The sequence below is a fragment of the Cellulosimicrobium sp. Marseille-Q8652 genome (genome assembly GCF_965112045.1).
The window spans coordinates 270,689-284,237 of sequence record NZ_CBCOPS010000002.1 but is presented as its reverse complement, the minus strand read 5'-3'; the positions used below and the strand labels follow the sequence as shown (position 1 = coordinate 284,237).

Here is a 13,549-nt window from a genome sequence, read left to right as displayed (position 1 = left end):
GGCACGGTGGGGGGCGAGGGCGCGGTCCGCGAGCCGGTCGTGCCCGCGACCCGGACGGAGGCACGGATGAGGATCGACCTCGACGGCAGGACGGCGCTCGTCACCGGCTCGGCGCAGGGCATCGGGCTGGCGATCGCCCGGACCCTCGCAGGGTGCGGCGCGAGCGTCGTGGTGAACGGGCGGTCGCCGGAGACGTCGGAGCGCGCCGCGGACGACGTGCGCGAGCACGTGCCGGGCGCGCACGTGCTCGGCGTCGCGGCGGACCTCGCGACCGACGAGGGCACCGCGGCGATGCTCGAGGCGGTGCCGCGCGTCGACGTGCTCGTCAACAACCTCGGCATCTTCGAGAGCGCGGACCCGCTGGAGATCGACGACGACACGTGGCGCCGCTTCCTCGAGGTGAACGTCCTGGCGGGCGTGCGCCTGACGCGCGCCTACCTGCCCGGGATGATCGACCAGGGCTGGGGTCGCGTGCAGTTCATCGGGAGCGACTCGGCGGTCGTGATCCCGGCGGAGATGATCCACTACGGCGTGACGAAGACGGCCCTGCTCGGCGTCTCGCGCGGCTTCGCGAAGGCCGCGGCGGGCACGGGCGTGACGGTGAACAGCGTCCTCGCCGGGCCGACGCGCACGGGTGGGGTCGAGACGTTCGCCCGGAGCCTCGTCGGCGACGACCTGCCGTGGGACGAGGCGCAGCGCGTGTTCATGCGCGAGCACCGGCCGCAGTCCCTGCTCCAGCGCCTCATCGAGCCCGAGGAGATCGCGCACATGGTCGCGTACCTCGCGTCGCCGCTCGCGTCCGCGACGACGGGCGCGGCCGTGCGCGTGGACGGCGGCTACATCGACGCGATCGTCCCGTGAGCCGCCCGCAGCCGGCCGGAACACTCTCCGGCCGCGCCGCGTTCTACCCCGTGCCAGGACGATGCGTCGTGGGCCAGCGCCCCGGTCGTCCCGGCTCTTCAGGAGGTAAGCGATGAACTCGATCTTCGACGCGATCTTCGGCTCGTCCGGCAAGACGACGATGGTCGCCCCGGAGGACACGCTCCCCGGGCGTCAGTCCCCCGTCCTGCAGGCCCCGCGCCCGCACACGGTGCTCGGCACGTCGATCACCGGCCCCTGGCCCGAGGGCACGCGCGTGCTCTACCTCGCGATGGGCTGCTTCTGGGGCGCCGAGGAGATCTACTGGCAGGTGCCGGGCGTGGTGAGCACCGCCGTCGGGTACATGGGCGGCACGACGCCGAACCCCACCTACGAGGAGGCGTGCAGCGCCCGCACGGGCCACACCGAGACGGCGCTCGTGGCGTACGACCCGGCGAAGGTCTCCGAGGAGGAGCTCCTCAAGATCTTCTGGGAGCGCCACGACCCGACGCAGGGTTACCGCCAGGGCAACGACGTCGGCACCCAGTACCGGTCCGCGGTGTACTGGACGACGCCCGAGCAGGAGGCGGCGGTCCGCGAGACGGCCGAGCGCTACGGGAAGGTCCTCGAGGCGAAGGGCTACGACCCGATCACCACCGAGAGGCGCCCCGCGTCCGAGGCGGGCCCGTTCTACTACGCCGAGGACTACCACCAGCAGTACCTCGACAAGAACCCGAACGGCTACCGCTGCCATGCGACGACGGGCGTCCCGTTCCCCGACGCCGCGTAGTCCCGGGCGGGCAGCCGCCCCCGGTCCGCACGGACCCGGGGGCGGCTTCCACCGGCGACGTGCCAGGCCCCTGGACCCGTGACTAGATGGGGACATGACCTCCCTCGCCCTGCGCACGGCCCACGACGGCACGACCCTCCCCTCGATCGGCTTCGGCACGTACTCGCTGCGAGGGAACGGTGGGTCGGAGACGATCCTGCAGGCCATCGAGGCGGGGTACCGGCTCATCGACTCGGCGTTCGGCTACGAGAACGAGGGCGCCGTGGGGGCCGCGGTGCGGCACTCGTCGGTGCCGCGCGAGGAGGTGCTCGTGACGTCGAAGCTGCCGGGGCGGTACCACGCCTACGACGACGCCGTCCGCACCGTCGAGGAGTCGCTGCTCCGCACCGGTCTCGACCACCTCGACCTCTACCTGGTCCACTGGCCGAACCCCGGCGTCGGACGCTACGTCGAGGCGTACGAGGCGCTCGTCGCATGCCGCGAGCGCGGGCTGGTCCGTCATGTCGGCGTCTCCAACTTCCTGCCCGACCACCTGGACACGGTCATCGCGGCGACGGGGGTGACGCCCGTCGTGAACCAGGTCGAGCTGCACCCCTACTTCCCGCAGCACGACCAGCGCCACGCCGACGCCGAGCGGGGTGTCGTCACGGAGGCGTGGAGCCCGATCGGGCGGGCGGGCGAGCTCCTCTCCGACCCTGTCGTCACCGCGGTCGCGGCGGCCCACGGGGTCTCCCCGGTGCAGGCCGTCCTGCGCTGGCACGTCCAGCTGGGCGTCGTGCCGATCCCCAAGGCGTCGTCGCCCGAGCGGCAGCGTGAGAACCTCGACGTCTTCTCGTTCGAGCTGTCGACGCACGAGATGAACGCCCTCACGGGCCTCGCGCGCGTCGACGGTCGGACGAACGACCAGGACCCCGCGGTCTACGAGGAGCTCTGACCCTGGCTCTCGGGGGCGGGCCCTCGTCCGGCCGGCCCGCGGCCGTCGCGCGGCCCGAAGACCCGCAGCGCCTCGGCGTCGCTCGCGGCCGACCGCACGAAGTACTCGGCCCACTCCCGCACGTCCGGGTAGTCGCTGCCCGCGACGACGGCGGCGACCGCCGCGTCGACGTCGACCTCCGTGTGCCGCAGCGACACCTGGCCGTCGCGGAGGAGGGCCCACGCGCCGCCGGGGCGCCCGTACGGCATCCCGACGCTGCCCGGGTTCACGACGAGCCGCCGGTCCACGAGCCGCACGAACGGCATGTGCGTGTGCCCGCAGAGCACCGTGCGGACCGCGGGGTCGAGGCCGCCGAGGACGTCGGCCCAGCGCTCGAGCGACGAGTCGACGAGCACGACCTCCTCGTCGTCGCGCGGCGTCCCGTGGCAGCACACGACGCGGCCGAACCCGCGCACCTCGATCTCGACGGGGTGCGGCAGGCCCGCGAGCAGCTCGACCTGGTCGGGCCGGAGCCGCGCCGCGGCCCAGGGCACGACCGGGTCGGGCACCTCGCCCGCGCCGTCGCGCGCCCAGGAGACGAGCTCGCGGTCCGCGTTGCCGCGCACGAGCAGCACGCGGTCGGCGAGCGACGTGAGGCGGTCGAGCACCTCGACAGGCTGCGGGCCCGCGGCGTGGTCCCCGGTGACGACCACGAGGTCGGCCGCGCGCACGTCGGGCTCCGCGAGCACGGCGTCGAGCACGGGGAGCACACCGTGGACGTCGGACAGGACGGCCACGACGCCGGCCTCGACGGGGGGAGCGGTCATCGCCCCACGGTCGCACGGGACGGTCCTCTGTCGCTCGCGGTCGCGCCACGACCCGGTCGTGGCGCGCTCCGGCCGCGCCGGCATGGCACCGTGTGCACGTGACGTCTCCCCCCGGCCCGTCCGTCGTCGTGCCCGACGCCGTCCTGCCGCCCTGGGCGGTCGGCTCACCGGCGCGCCTGCTCGCCGCCGCGCTCGTGTCCCTGTCCGCGGTGCTGCTCTTCGCCGTGCACGTGCGCCCGCTCGGCTACCTCCCGCTCGTGCTGGGCATCGCGCTCGGCTGGGCCGTGGACCGCGTCCTCGGCCGCGACCTCGCCCTGATCGGCGTGGGTCTGGGCATCATCTCGACGATCTCGCTCGAGGCCGACCTGTCGGACGCGGGCATGGCGCGGTTCACCGTCGCGCTGTCGCTCGCCGTGCTCGTGCCGTGGGCGCTGTCGCGGTTCGCGTTCCACGACCGGACGATCACGTTCCCCGTCGCGACGGGCCGCCGCTGGTCGCGCGGGCAGATCGTGTACCTCGCGGTGGTCGTCGTGGCCGGCTACCTGATCCTGCCGTTCTACTTCATCGGCTCGGGGGCCTACCGGAACTGGCCGGAGGTGACGGGCGGGGCCGAGATCGCGCGGTTGTTCGTCGGCGTGAACGCCGTCGGGATCTGGGACGAGCTGTTCTTCATCTGCGTCGTCTTCGCCCTCCTGCGCAAGCACTTCGGGCTGTGGACGGCGAACCTGCTCCAGGCGGCGGTGTTCGTCTCGTTCCTGTGGGAGCTCGGCTACCGCGAGTGGGGACCGCTCCTGACCATCCCCTTCGCGCTCGTGCAGGGCTGGATCTTCTCCTGGAGCAAGTCGTTCACGTACGTCGTCGCCGTGCACCTCCTGTTCGACCTCGTGGTGTTCGCCGTGCTCGTGCACGCCCACCACCCCGAGCTCTTCGACGTGTTCGTCACCGCGCCGCGCTGACGGCCGGCGGACGCCCCTCCGACGCCCTCCTCACGCCCTGCCCACGCCGACGTCCCGTCAGGACGGTCGCGCGAGCAGGACGCGCCGGACGGCGTCCGACCGGCACGCCGCGTGCACGCCGGTCGTCGCGGGACCTGCCAGCACGAGCGTCGTCGCGACCACGACGCCCACACCGAGGGCGGCGCCCGCGACCACGTCGTGCGGGTAGTGCGCGCCCTGGACGACCCGTGCACCGGCCACGACGACGGCGAGGACGACGGGCAGCACGACCCACAGCGCGACGTCGACCGGTCGCGCGACGACCGCGTGGCGCGGTGCCCGGCCGCCGAGGAGGCGCACCGCCGGCGCGCCCGCGACGACGACGGCCGTCGCGAGGGCGAAGGCGATCGTCGTGTGGTTGCTGGGGAACGACCAGTCCCCCGCGGGCGGGCAGTGCGCGACCTCGACGAACTCCCAGCACCCCCGCGGCTGGCGCACGACGGACTTCACGAGCTCGCTCGTCCCGTAGGCGAGGACGGACCCCACGCCGGCGGCGAGCGTGGTCGCCACGGCGACGTGACCGTCGTGCCGCGCGCGCAGCGCGACGACGGCGCAGAGCGCGAGGAGCACGAGCACGCCGCCCTCGGCGACGACCCCGGTCCACGACAGGTCTCCCGTGCGCGCGGTGACCGCGACGTACAGCAGCTCGCTCGGGCCGCGCAGCAGCAGCGCCACGACCACCACGAGCGCGGCACCGGTCAGCCACGCGACCGCCCGGGTCGCTCCCCGGACCCGGGGGGCGGCGCTGCCGTCGGACGGTGCGTCTCCCTCGTGGAGGACCCTGTCGAGCGGTCTCTCGTGGGGCTGGTCGAGGAGAGGTGCGGGACAGGACGAGTCGGACACGTTCACCGGTCGAGGGTAGGCAGGTGAACAGCGGGTGAACATCAGACCTCGGTCGGACGCCACCCGTGCCGCCGCACGACCCAGGTCGCACCCGGGCGCGAGGCCGTCCTCGGTGCCGCTCCTGAGGACGACCCCGCGGAGGCGTCTACTGCGCCGGGTCGAGCGGGGGGACGTAGAACGCGGTGGTCGCGGCGACGCGCGCCGCGACGGTCTCCTCGTCGAGGCCGTCCGAGGCGGCGAGCGCGGCACCCCACGCCTCGCTGCTCGCGGTGTTGAACGCCCGGACCGCAGGGTCCGTCGCGAGGGTCTCGGGGTCGATCTGCCCCTCGACCCCGGCGACGTGCAGCGAGAGCCCGAGGAGCGCACCGTCCCACCCCACACCGACGGCTCCGGGGCCGAACTGGTCCCACATCTCGGGCGGGGCCACGGCGGTGTGCTCGAGCGTAAGCCGCGTCCCGTCGTCGACCGGCTCGAGGCGGACGTCGACGATCGAGGAGTCCTCCTCCGTCGCCGGGCCGATGCCCCACGTGAGCTGCAGGTGGCGCGGCGCGTCGCACACGCGGATCTCCCCGCCCGCGTTGCCCTCCGTCTGGTACGTGCCCCCGGCGCGCAGGTCGCCGCTGACGGGCAGGAACCAGCGCGGGATGCGCTCGGGGTTGGTCACGGCGTCCCAGACGTCGTCGACGGGCGCGGGGTACGACCGCGAGAGGGTGACGACGCGCGCCTCCCCCGCGGGGAGCGTCCCGCGCCCGACGCTGCGCCGCACGGTCTCGAGCTCGGCGATGAGGTCTTTCATCCTGCCCTCCAGGTGGTGTCGGTGTCGTGCGTGTCGTGCGTGTCCTCCGCTGTCGACGGCTCCCGCGCCCCACGGGCCGTGGAGGCGTCCTGGCGCGGGGCGGCCGCGGGGTCGGTGGCGAGCCGCCGCTCCCGAGCACCCCGTGCGAGCTCGGTGCCGAGGGCGTCGAGCCGCTGCTCCCAGAACCGCCGGAGGCCGGCCGCCCAGTCCTCGACGTCCCCGAGCGGGGCGGGGTCGAGCGTGTAGAGGCGTCGCGTCCCTTCGGCCCGCACGGTCGCGAAACCGCTCGTGCGCAGCACCCGAAGGTGCTGGGAGACGGCCGGCTGGCTGATGGAGAACTCCTCCCCCACGAGCGCGACGACCTCGCCCGCGGACCGCTCACCCTCGGCGAGGTGCTCGAGGATGCGGCGGCGGACGGGGTCTCCCAGGACGTCGAACGCTTCCACCCCTCTACTATGGAAGCGATGGCTTATATAAGTCAAGCACTATCATCGAGACCCGGTCATGACGGTGACCGGCCGCGCTGCGGTCGCACGCGAGCATCCGGTGCTGCGTCCTCGCGCGAGCGATGCGCTCCCGGACGCATCGCTCGGACGCGGCCGCACCCTTCGCCGTCGTGACGGGGCTCAGCGGCCTCGGCCCCGAGCGCGCCCGCCCCGCGTGCCGGTGCCGCCCTTCCCCGAGCCACCCTTGCCCGAGCCGCCCTTGCCCGAGCCACCCTTGCCCGAGCCGGACCTCCCGGCGCCGCCCCGACCGGACGCACCCTTGCGGGGCGCGGCCTTGCCGGAACCGCTCTTCCCCGCACCGGCACGGCCGTCCCGGCGCGCGGGTGCCTCGCGCTCGCCCGACGCCGCGGCGTCGGGCGCCGAGGACCGGCCGCGCGAGCTGTTGACGGTCCGGCCGCGGACGATGCCCACCATCTCCTCGACGAGGTCGTCGTCGCGCTCGACGAGCCAGGCGAGCGCGACGGGCGCGGCCGGCCCGCCCTCGAGCCGCCGGTGCACGACGTCCTTGCGGTGGTGCAGCCGCGCCAGCGACTGCGGGACGACGAGGACGCCCACGCCGGCGGCGACGAGGACCACGGCGTCGGCCGTGGTCGCCGGGCGCTCGACCGGCGCGACGCCGGGTGCCTCGGGGGCTCCGTCCGCCGCCCCCGGCTCCCCCGCCCACGGGACGACGTCGTCCAGGGGACGCTGCAGGACGTCGTCGGCGAGGTCGTCGAGAGCGACGGCCTCGTCGGGGTCGAGCGCGGCGAGCAGGTGGTCGCGCGAGACGACGACCACGGGCGTCTCCTCGTAGAGCGGGATCGCCGCGAGCACGTCCTTGTCGACCGGCGGGCGCAGGAGCGCGGCGTCGGCCTCGCGGTCCCGCAGCACGCGCTCGGCGTCGGCGGCCTCGGCGGCGACCAGCTCGAGCGGCACGTCGGGGTGCCGCTCGCGCCAAGTGCGCACCCACCTCGCCGGGGTCGCCCCGGGGACGTACGCGAGCCGGAAGCGGGGTCCGCCCTGCTCGTCCGCGGTCTCGTCACCGGCGGTCGCGCCCTCGTCGCCGTCGGGGGCCACGTCGATGTCGTCCTCGGGGTTCGCGCCCGTGTCGTCGTCCACCCGACCACCCTAGGTCCGACGGCGCAGCGCGACCGGACCGCGCCCGTCCCCGGCCCGCGCGCCCGGCAGGACCGTCCGACCCGCCCGGAGGACATACCCTGGGCCCATGAGCCCGAAGCACTCCGCGCAGTCGATGAAGCCCGCCACGGCGGCCAAGAAGCTCGGGGTGTACCTGCCCGCGACGCCCGAGGAGTTCCGGGCGAAGGAGATCACGCGCGCCGAGCTCGAGGAGCTCGAGAAGAACCCGCCGGAGTGGCTCGCCGACCTGCGTCGCCACGGCCCGCACCCCCGGCCCGTCGTCGCCGGTCGTCTGGGCGTCTCGATCTCCGGCCTGACGCGCGGCGGGCTGACGGAGCCCTTGACCACGGAGCAGATCGACGAGCTGCGGCAGGACCCGCCCGCGTGGCTCGCCCAGGAGCGCGAGGTCCTCAAGAAGGTGCGCGCCGAGGAGGAGCGTCTCGCCGCGCAGCAGTCCCGCAAGGCCTGAGCCGGCTCGTCACCGAGCCCGGTGAGCCCGGTCCCCGGGGGCGGGCGCTACGACGTCACGCGCTCCCGGCGGCGCGGTCCGTGTGCCCGAGCGACAGGTCGGGGGCCACGGCGTCCCGGACGCGGCGCTTGAGGTCGGGCACCTCCGGGAACCCGCCGTCGACCTTCCGGTCCCACAGCAGCACCGGCCCGTCCCCGGCGTCGAGCGTGACGCGGAACACGCCGTCGGTCCCGGGCACGAGCGCGACCTCGCCGAGCCGGGTCCGGAACGTCTGCAGGAGCTCCTGCGCGACCCACGCGGCGCGGAGCAGCCACCGGCACTGCGTGCAGTACTCGACCGCGACGCGCGCCGTCCCGCGCTGCACGACGGTGGCCGGTGCGCCCTTCGCGTCCTCGGGGTCCCCGGTGGGCAGAGGCTGCGCGGCGTCGTCCGTCATGCGGCTCAGCCTAGGGTCGCCGTGCCGTCACGTGCCCCGCTCGGCCGGGACGCGACCGGACGCAGCGGCGGCCTCGAGCGCCGCGTAGTCCTGCTCGACGACGTCCGCGTAGGCGCGCGACCAGCGCGCGATGGCCTCGTCGTACGCCTCGGAACGGCCCAGGTACCCGAGGGCGACCCGCGCTCCCGGCGACTGGCTGTGCGCGCGGGCGAGGACGCGGCCGCACAGCTCGCCGTACCGCGTGAGCTGGTGCGGAGCGAGGCGGTCGAGCTCCACGGACCCCTTCATGTCGCGGAACTGACGCCAGAAGAAGTCCGTCCGCGGCCGCCCCGTGCGCTCGGGCGCCTCGACGGCGACCCAGCCGAGGAACGGGTCGGAGTGCGCCTGCAGGATCCGCTGGGCCGCCACGACGCGCCGGCCCTGGGAGGGTACGTCCCCGACCGGCGCGAGGTCCGCCGGCAGCGCGTCCGGCATGCCGCCGTACCGGGACAGGACCGACGTCATCGCCTCCTTGACCTGCAGCACCAGCGGCTCGCCCGAGGGGCCCTCGAGCAGGAGGATGTAGCAGCGGGTCCCGACGCTGCCCACGCCGACCACGCGCAGCACGAAGTCGACGAGGGTGAACTGGCCGAGCAGGAGCCGCACGTCGGCACGCAGCGGCTCGCGGTAGCTCTCGAACAGGCCGGTCAGCTCCTCGACGCTCGCGATGTCGACGTGCTGCGTCACGGGGGGCTGGTCGACGATCCGCTGACCGCCGTCCGCCGTGCGCGCCGTGATCTTCTGGACCACCTGCTCCGACGTGCGCCGGCGCGCCTTGCGCACCGTGCGGCGCATCTCCGCGCGCCCCTCCTTGAGCAGGAAGGGTTCGATCGTGTCCGTGTCGACCTGGAACGCGAAGCGCTCGAGGGCGCTGCGCGCGAAGAGCTCGGCCAGCGCCTCGCGGTAGCCGCGCACGGACTGCCGGGCCGCGTCGCCGCACTCCGCCTCGGACATGCCCTTGTCCCGCCCGCCCACGTACATGCTCGCGGCCAGCCGCTTGACGTCCCACTCCCACGGCGCGTCGCACGCCTCGTCGAAGTCGTTGAGGTCGAACACGACCCGTCGCTCGGGCGAGGCGAACAGCCCGAAGTTGGACACGTGCGCGTCGCCGCACGCCACGACGTGCACCCCGGTCCGGGGCGCGTCGCGCAGGTCGTGCGCCATCGTGGCGGCCGTGCCGCGGTAGAACGCGAACGGGGACTCGAGCATGCGCCCGATGCGGAGCGGCACGAGCTCCTGCAGCCGGTCGCGGTTCTGCTCCTCGATGACGGCGACGGGGTCGCGCTCCGGGAGGACCAGCTGTCCCTCGGACCGGCGGGGCACGCGGTCGCGCAGCGCACGACCGGCGGCTCGTGACTCGACGAGCGTCCTCGGCACGTCCATGGATCGCCTCCTCCTGAGGACCTGGACGCACGCTAGCGCGGGAAGCCCCGCGCCGCGCTGCGGGGCTCGGCCGTGCGCGAGACTGGTCGTCGTGACGACCTCCCCCGCGGACCCGGCAGACCTCGACGACCTGCTCGCCCGGCTGCGCACCGACGACCTGGGACCTCGGCGCGAGGACTCGCCCGTCGCGGTGGACGCCGCGGACCGCCTGCTGCTCGACGAGGCGGCCCCGTGGCTCGGAGCGGTGCGGGCGGGCGAGGTGGCGGTCGTCGACGACCGGTTCGGCGCGCTCACGCTGGGCGCCGCGACCCTGGTCGCGCGCCCGGCCGACGGCGCCGTGCGGGTGCACCAGGACGCGTGCACCGCCGAGGCCGCCCTCGCGAGGAACGCGGCGTCCACCGGGAGGGAGGGCGCCTACGAGCAGCACGCGCTGGGCCCGGGCCTGCTCGCCGGGGCGCGCGTCGTCCTCCTGCGCCTCCCGCGCGGGCTCGCCGCGCTGCGCGACGTCGCGGAGCACGTCGCGCGCGAGGCCGACCCCGGCGTCATCCTGCTCGCGGGGGCTCGCGTCAAGCACATGACGCCGGCGATGAACGCCGTGCTGGGCGAGTCGTTCGCCGACGTGCGCGCGAGCCTCGCGCGCGGCAAGTCCCGCGTCCTGGTCGCCCGCGAGCCCCGGGTGCCCGCGGCGGGGACCCCCTTCACGTTTCCCGTCACCGTCGACCTGCCCGACGTGGGGCTCGCGGTCGCGGCGTACGGCGCGGCGTTCGCCGGTCCGAGCCTCGACCTCGGCACCCGGTTCCTCATCGAGCAGCTCGACCGCGAGCTCTCGAGCGCCGTGGCGGACCCGGGCGGCGCGTCCGGAGGCAGCGCGAGCGGCACGGCCGACCCGCGCGACGTCGTCGACCTGGGCTGCGGGACGGGGATCCTGGCGGCCTGGGCCGCCCGGCGCTGGCCCGCGGCGCGCGTCGTCGCGGCGGACCGCTCGGACGCGGCGGTGCGGTCCGCCGCGCTCACGGCGCGCGCCAACGGCGTCGGCGACCGCGTGCGCGTCGTCCGGGACGACGCGGGCACGTCCCTCGCGGACGCGAGCGCCGACGTCGTGCTCCTCAACCCGCCGTTCCACGAGGGCGCCGCGCTGCGGACGGACGCCGCGCACCGGATGTTCGCGACAGCGGGCCGCGTGCTGCGGCCGGGCGGCGAGCTCTGGTGCGTGGGCAACTCGCACCTGCGCTACCGCCCGGCGCTCGAGCGCGCGGTCGGCCCGACCGTCCAGGTCGGGCGGGACCGACGCTTCACGGTCACCCGCAGCACGCGCCGCTGAGCGCCGGGGACGGTTCGACGGGGCCAGCCCCGCGGACGGCGCCCCCGCTCGGTCAGCTCCCGGTCAGCTCGTCGTCACTGCACGTCGACGACGTCGACCACGAAGACGAGCGTGTCGGTGCCCCCGATGCCCGCGTCCGGGACGCCACGCTGGCCGTAGCCGTGCTCCGGCGGGATCGAGAGGAGCACGCGCGAGCCGACGTTCTGCCCGACGAGGCCCTTGTCCCAGCCGCCGATGACCGCGCCGACGCCGATGGGGAACGCGATGGTGTCGCCGCGGTCGTAGGAGTTGTCGAACACCTGGCCGCCCCACGTCTGGCCGAGGTAGTGGACGACGATGTTGCGGCCGGGGGTCACGGCCGGGCCGTCCCCCTCGGACAGCACGACGACCTGGAGGCCGTCGGGCGCTCCGGACTCCGGGAACGTCAGGGTCGGCTTGTCGCCGAAGGAGCCGGAGGCGGAGGGCAGGACGTTCTGCTCGGCGGGCTGGTCGGTCACGAGGATGCCTCTCGTCGGTGAGCTGGGGATCGCGCGCGCATGCGGCCCGACCACCTTACGCGGGGCGCACCGACCAGGCCCGGAGAGCTCGTGCGGCGGACCCTTGCGGTATCTGGCTAATAGGATTAGCCTTTCCGCTATGACCATGCGCCAGAGCACTCCTCCCGTCCACCGCCTCGCGCGGCCCGCCGGGCGTCTCGCGTACACCGACGAGGGCGCGGGCCCGCTCGTCGTGGCGGCGCCCGGCATGGGCGACCTCCGCGCGACCTACGACGACGTCGTGCCCGGCCTCGTCGCCGCCGGGTACCGGGTCGCCGTCATGGACCTGCGCGGGCACGGCGACAGCGACACCACCTTCGCCACGCACGGCGACGAGGCCACCGCGTCGGACTACCTCGCGCTCGTCGAGCACCTCGACGCCGGACCGGCGGTGCTGCTCGGGAGCTCGATGGCCGCCTCTGCCGCCGTCGTCGCCGCCGCCGACCGCCCGGACCTCGTGCGGGGCCTGGTCCTCCTCGACGGGTTCCTGCGCGAGCCGGCCTCGCCCGCGAAGCGACGCATCCTGCGGCTCGTGTACCGCGTGCTCTTCGTGCGGCCGTGGGGCGCGGCGGCCTGGGCGGCCTTCTACGGGACGCTCGTCAAGGGCCGCCGGCCCGCGCGGCTCCCGGCCCACCAGGCGGCGATCCGCGCCAACCTCGCCGAGCCCGGGCGGCTCCGCTCGTTCCGGCACCTGACCCTGCAGCTCGACCACTCGGTGGTCGAGCCGCGCGTCGCCCGCGTGCAGGCGCCCGCGCTCGCGGTCTACGGCGCGCTCGACCCCGACTACGCCGACCCGGTCGCCGAGGCGACCTGGGCCGAGGAGTCGCTGGGTGCGACGACGCTCGTCCTGCCCGAGGTGGGCCACTACCCGCAGCTCCAGGCCCCCGCCGAGGTCCTGGAGGCGACCCTCGCGTTCCTCGCCGGTCTGCCGGGCGCCGCGACCCACCGCGCGACCGACGAGCAGGGTGCGGCCCGCGGCGGCGACCGTGGCTAGGGCCGGGCTGTCGCGCGACGCCGTGGTCCGGGTCGCGCTCGAGCTCGTCGACGGCGGCGGCCCGACCGGCTTCGCCGAGCTCTCGCTCGCGAAGGTCGCGGCCCGGGCCGGCGTGGCGACGCCCAGCCTCTACAAGCACGTCGCGTCGCTCGCGGAGCTGCGGCGCGACGTCTCGGTCGTCTGCGTCGAGGACCTCACGCGCGCCATGACCGACGCGACCGTCGGCCTCTCCGGCCCCGCCGCCGTCGTCGCGCTCGCGCACGCGATCCGCGACCTCGCGCGGTCCCGCCCGGGCCGCTACGCGGCGTCGCAGGTCGCCCCGGACCCGGACGACCCCGCCGCCGCACCGCTCGCCGAGGCGGCGGCCCGCAGCGTGCGGGTCGTCGCCGCCGTGCTGCGCGGCTTCGACCTGCCCGCCGACCGCACGATCGACGCGATCCGCTCTCTGCGGGCGAGCGTGCACGGCTTCGTGACGCTCGAGCTCGGCGGCGGCTACCGCCTCCCCGACGACCTCGACACGAGCTTCGCGACCCACGTCGCGATGATCCTCGCGGGCCTCGAGACGCTCCCGCAGCGCTGACGAACCCGCAGCGCCGGTGCGCCGCCGGATGCGGTGCCCGGTCGGGTCGCTGCGGCGGCGACGGCCCGGACGCCGAACGTCCCGGCGCCGAAGCAGAGCCCGGCGAGCGAGGCGCCGGCCCGGGGTCGAGCACGGGGTCGGCGCCCC

At 75.3% G+C, this 13,549-nt stretch carries 16 protein-coding genes; 8 read left to right on the top strand and 8 right to left on the bottom strand.

The features are described from left to right. Positions 1-66 precede the first annotated feature (66 nt). The 3 genes from ACWPWV_RS11280 to ACWPWV_RS11270 all read left to right on the top strand — a co-directional run bounded on the left by ACWPWV_RS11280 (position 67) and on the right by ACWPWV_RS11270 (position 2,582). Positions 67-861, top strand: a complete 795-nt coding sequence (locus tag ACWPWV_RS11280; RefSeq protein WP_454043084.1) for an SDR family NAD(P)-dependent oxidoreductase — start codon at positions 67-69, stop codon at positions 859-861. Between the two features lie 112 nt (positions 862-973). Further along, positions 974-1,648, top strand: coding sequence for a peptide-methionine (S)-S-oxide reductase MsrA (gene msrA / locus ACWPWV_RS11275; RefSeq protein WP_454043083.1), 675 nt, complete (start codon positions 974-976; stop codon positions 1,646-1,648). Positions 1,649-1,742: 94 nt separating this feature from the next. After that, entirely contained in the window at positions 1,743-2,582 is an 840-nt protein-coding gene (locus ACWPWV_RS11270; RefSeq protein ID WP_454043082.1) for an aldo/keto reductase, read from the top strand. Here the strand turns inward: ACWPWV_RS11270 and ACWPWV_RS11265 are convergent. Beyond that, positions 2,567-3,388, bottom strand: coding sequence for a metallophosphoesterase family protein (locus tag ACWPWV_RS11265; RefSeq protein ID WP_454043081.1), 822 nt, complete (start codon positions 3,386-3,388; stop codon positions 2,567-2,569). The genes ACWPWV_RS11270 and ACWPWV_RS11265 overlap by 16 nt on opposite strands. Positions 3,389-3,516: 128 nt before the next feature. Between ACWPWV_RS11265 and ACWPWV_RS11260 the strand changes: the two genes are divergently transcribed. Beyond that, the gene (locus ACWPWV_RS11260; RefSeq protein ID WP_454044521.1) at positions 3,517-4,344 is read left to right on the top strand and encodes a CPBP family glutamic-type intramembrane protease; all 828 of its coding nucleotides are present in this window, start codon (positions 3,517-3,519) and stop codon (positions 4,342-4,344) included. Positions 4,345-4,401: 57 nt separating this feature from the next. On the opposite strand, the gene ACWPWV_RS11255 is transcribed toward ACWPWV_RS11260, so the two are convergent. The 4 genes from ACWPWV_RS11255 to ACWPWV_RS11240 all read right to left on the bottom strand — a co-directional run bounded on the left by ACWPWV_RS11255 (position 4,402) and on the right by ACWPWV_RS11240 (position 7,626). Further along, entirely contained in the window at positions 4,402-5,232 is an 831-nt protein-coding gene (locus ACWPWV_RS11255; protein WP_454043080.1) for a phosphatase PAP2 family protein, read from the bottom strand. A 139-nt stretch (positions 5,233-5,371) separates the two neighbouring features. Continuing rightward, positions 5,372-6,022 carry an SRPBCC family protein gene (locus ACWPWV_RS11250; protein WP_454043079.1) on the bottom strand — a complete coding sequence of 217 codons (651 nt, stop codon included), beginning with the start codon at positions 6,020-6,022 and terminating at the stop codon, positions 5,372-5,374. Further along, the gene (locus ACWPWV_RS11245; protein ID WP_454043078.1) at positions 6,019-6,468 is read right to left on the bottom strand and encodes an ArsR/SmtB family transcription factor; all 450 of its coding nucleotides are present in this window, start codon (positions 6,466-6,468) and stop codon (positions 6,019-6,021) included. The genes ACWPWV_RS11250 and ACWPWV_RS11245 overlap by 4 nt, the downstream gene beginning before the upstream one ends. Positions 6,469-6,648: 180 nt before the next feature. Continuing rightward, on the bottom strand, positions 6,649-7,626 hold the full coding sequence (locus ACWPWV_RS11240; RefSeq protein ID WP_454043077.1) for a LysR substrate-binding domain-containing protein: 978 nt from the start codon (positions 7,624-7,626) through the stop codon (positions 6,649-6,651). A 106-nt stretch (positions 7,627-7,732) separates the two neighbouring features. On the opposite strand from ACWPWV_RS11240, the gene ACWPWV_RS11235 reads away from it, so the two are divergent. Beyond that, complete coding sequence (locus ACWPWV_RS11235) at positions 7,733-8,113, top strand: DUF5997 family protein (RefSeq protein WP_454043076.1); 381 nt, start codon at positions 7,733-7,735, stop codon at positions 8,111-8,113. Positions 8,114-8,168: 55 nt separating this feature from the next. Here the strand turns inward: ACWPWV_RS11235 and ACWPWV_RS11230 are convergent, their stop codons facing one another. After that, positions 8,169-8,549, bottom strand: a complete 381-nt coding sequence (locus ACWPWV_RS11230) for a SelT/SelW/SelH family protein (RefSeq protein ID WP_454043075.1) — start codon at positions 8,547-8,549, stop codon at positions 8,169-8,171. 27 nt (positions 8,550-8,576) lie between these two features. After that, on the bottom strand, positions 8,577-9,971 hold the full coding sequence (locus ACWPWV_RS11225) for a DUF2252 domain-containing protein (protein WP_454043074.1): 1,395 nt from the start codon (positions 9,969-9,971) through the stop codon (positions 8,577-8,579). Between the two features lie 91 nt (positions 9,972-10,062). On the opposite strand from ACWPWV_RS11225, the gene ACWPWV_RS11220 reads away from it, so the two are divergent. Further along, on the top strand, positions 10,063-11,292 hold the full coding sequence (locus ACWPWV_RS11220; protein ID WP_454043073.1) for a class I SAM-dependent methyltransferase: 1,230 nt from the start codon (positions 10,063-10,065) through the stop codon (positions 11,290-11,292). A 74-nt stretch (positions 11,293-11,366) separates the two neighbouring features. On the opposite strand, the gene ACWPWV_RS11215 is transcribed toward ACWPWV_RS11220, so the two are convergent. Continuing rightward, positions 11,367-11,789 (bottom strand): FKBP-type peptidyl-prolyl cis-trans isomerase, encoded by a 423-nt coding sequence (locus tag ACWPWV_RS11215; protein WP_454043072.1) that lies wholly within the window; start codon positions 11,787-11,789, stop codon positions 11,367-11,369. Positions 11,790-11,928: 139 nt separating this feature from the next. Here ACWPWV_RS11215 and ACWPWV_RS11210 point away from each other — a divergent pair, with 139 nt between their 5' ends. Together ACWPWV_RS11210 and ACWPWV_RS11205 are read left to right on the top strand one after the other, a co-directional pair. Further along, the gene (locus tag ACWPWV_RS11210) at positions 11,929-12,822 is read left to right on the top strand and encodes an alpha/beta fold hydrolase (protein ID WP_454043071.1); all 894 of its coding nucleotides are present in this window, start codon (positions 11,929-11,931) and stop codon (positions 12,820-12,822) included. Then, a complete protein-coding gene (locus ACWPWV_RS11205; RefSeq protein ID WP_454043070.1) occupies positions 12,815-13,402 on the top strand; it encodes a TetR/AcrR family transcriptional regulator in 588 nt (195 codons plus the stop codon). The genes ACWPWV_RS11210 and ACWPWV_RS11205 overlap by 8 nt, the downstream gene beginning before the upstream one ends. The last annotated feature ends 147 nt before the right edge of the window (positions 13,403-13,549 follow it).

What these genes read in the sequence shown, in the direction of transcription:
- ACWPWV_RS11280 (WP_454043084.1), top strand. Translation starts at nt 67, where the DNA reads ATGAGGATCGACCTCGACGGCAGGACGGCGCTCGTCACCGGCTCGGCG.
- msrA (WP_454043083.1), top strand. Translation starts at nt 974, where the DNA reads ATGAACTCGATCTTCGACGCGATCTTCGGCTCGTCCGGCAAGACGACG.
- ACWPWV_RS11270 (WP_454043082.1), top strand. Translation starts at nt 1,743, where the DNA reads ATGACCTCCCTCGCCCTGCGCACGGCCCACGACGGCACGACCCTCCCC.
- ACWPWV_RS11265 (WP_454043081.1), bottom strand. Translation starts at nt 3,388, where the DNA reads ATGACCGCTCCCCCCGTCGAGGCCGGCGTCGTGGCCGTCCTGTCCGAC.
- ACWPWV_RS11250 (WP_454043079.1), bottom strand. Translation starts at nt 6,022, where the DNA reads ATGAAAGACCTCATCGCCGAGCTCGAGACCGTGCGGCGCAGCGTCGGG.
- ACWPWV_RS11235 (WP_454043076.1), top strand. Translation starts at nt 7,733, where the DNA reads ATGAGCCCGAAGCACTCCGCGCAGTCGATGAAGCCCGCCACGGCGGCC.
- ACWPWV_RS11230 (WP_454043075.1), bottom strand. Translation starts at nt 8,549, where the DNA reads ATGACGGACGACGCCGCGCAGCCTCTGCCCACCGGGGACCCCGAGGAC.
- ACWPWV_RS11225 (WP_454043074.1), bottom strand. Translation starts at nt 9,971, where the DNA reads ATGGACGTGCCGAGGACGCTCGTCGAGTCACGAGCCGCCGGTCGTGCG.
- ACWPWV_RS11210 (WP_454043071.1), top strand. Translation starts at nt 11,929, where the DNA reads ATGACCATGCGCCAGAGCACTCCTCCCGTCCACCGCCTCGCGCGGCCC.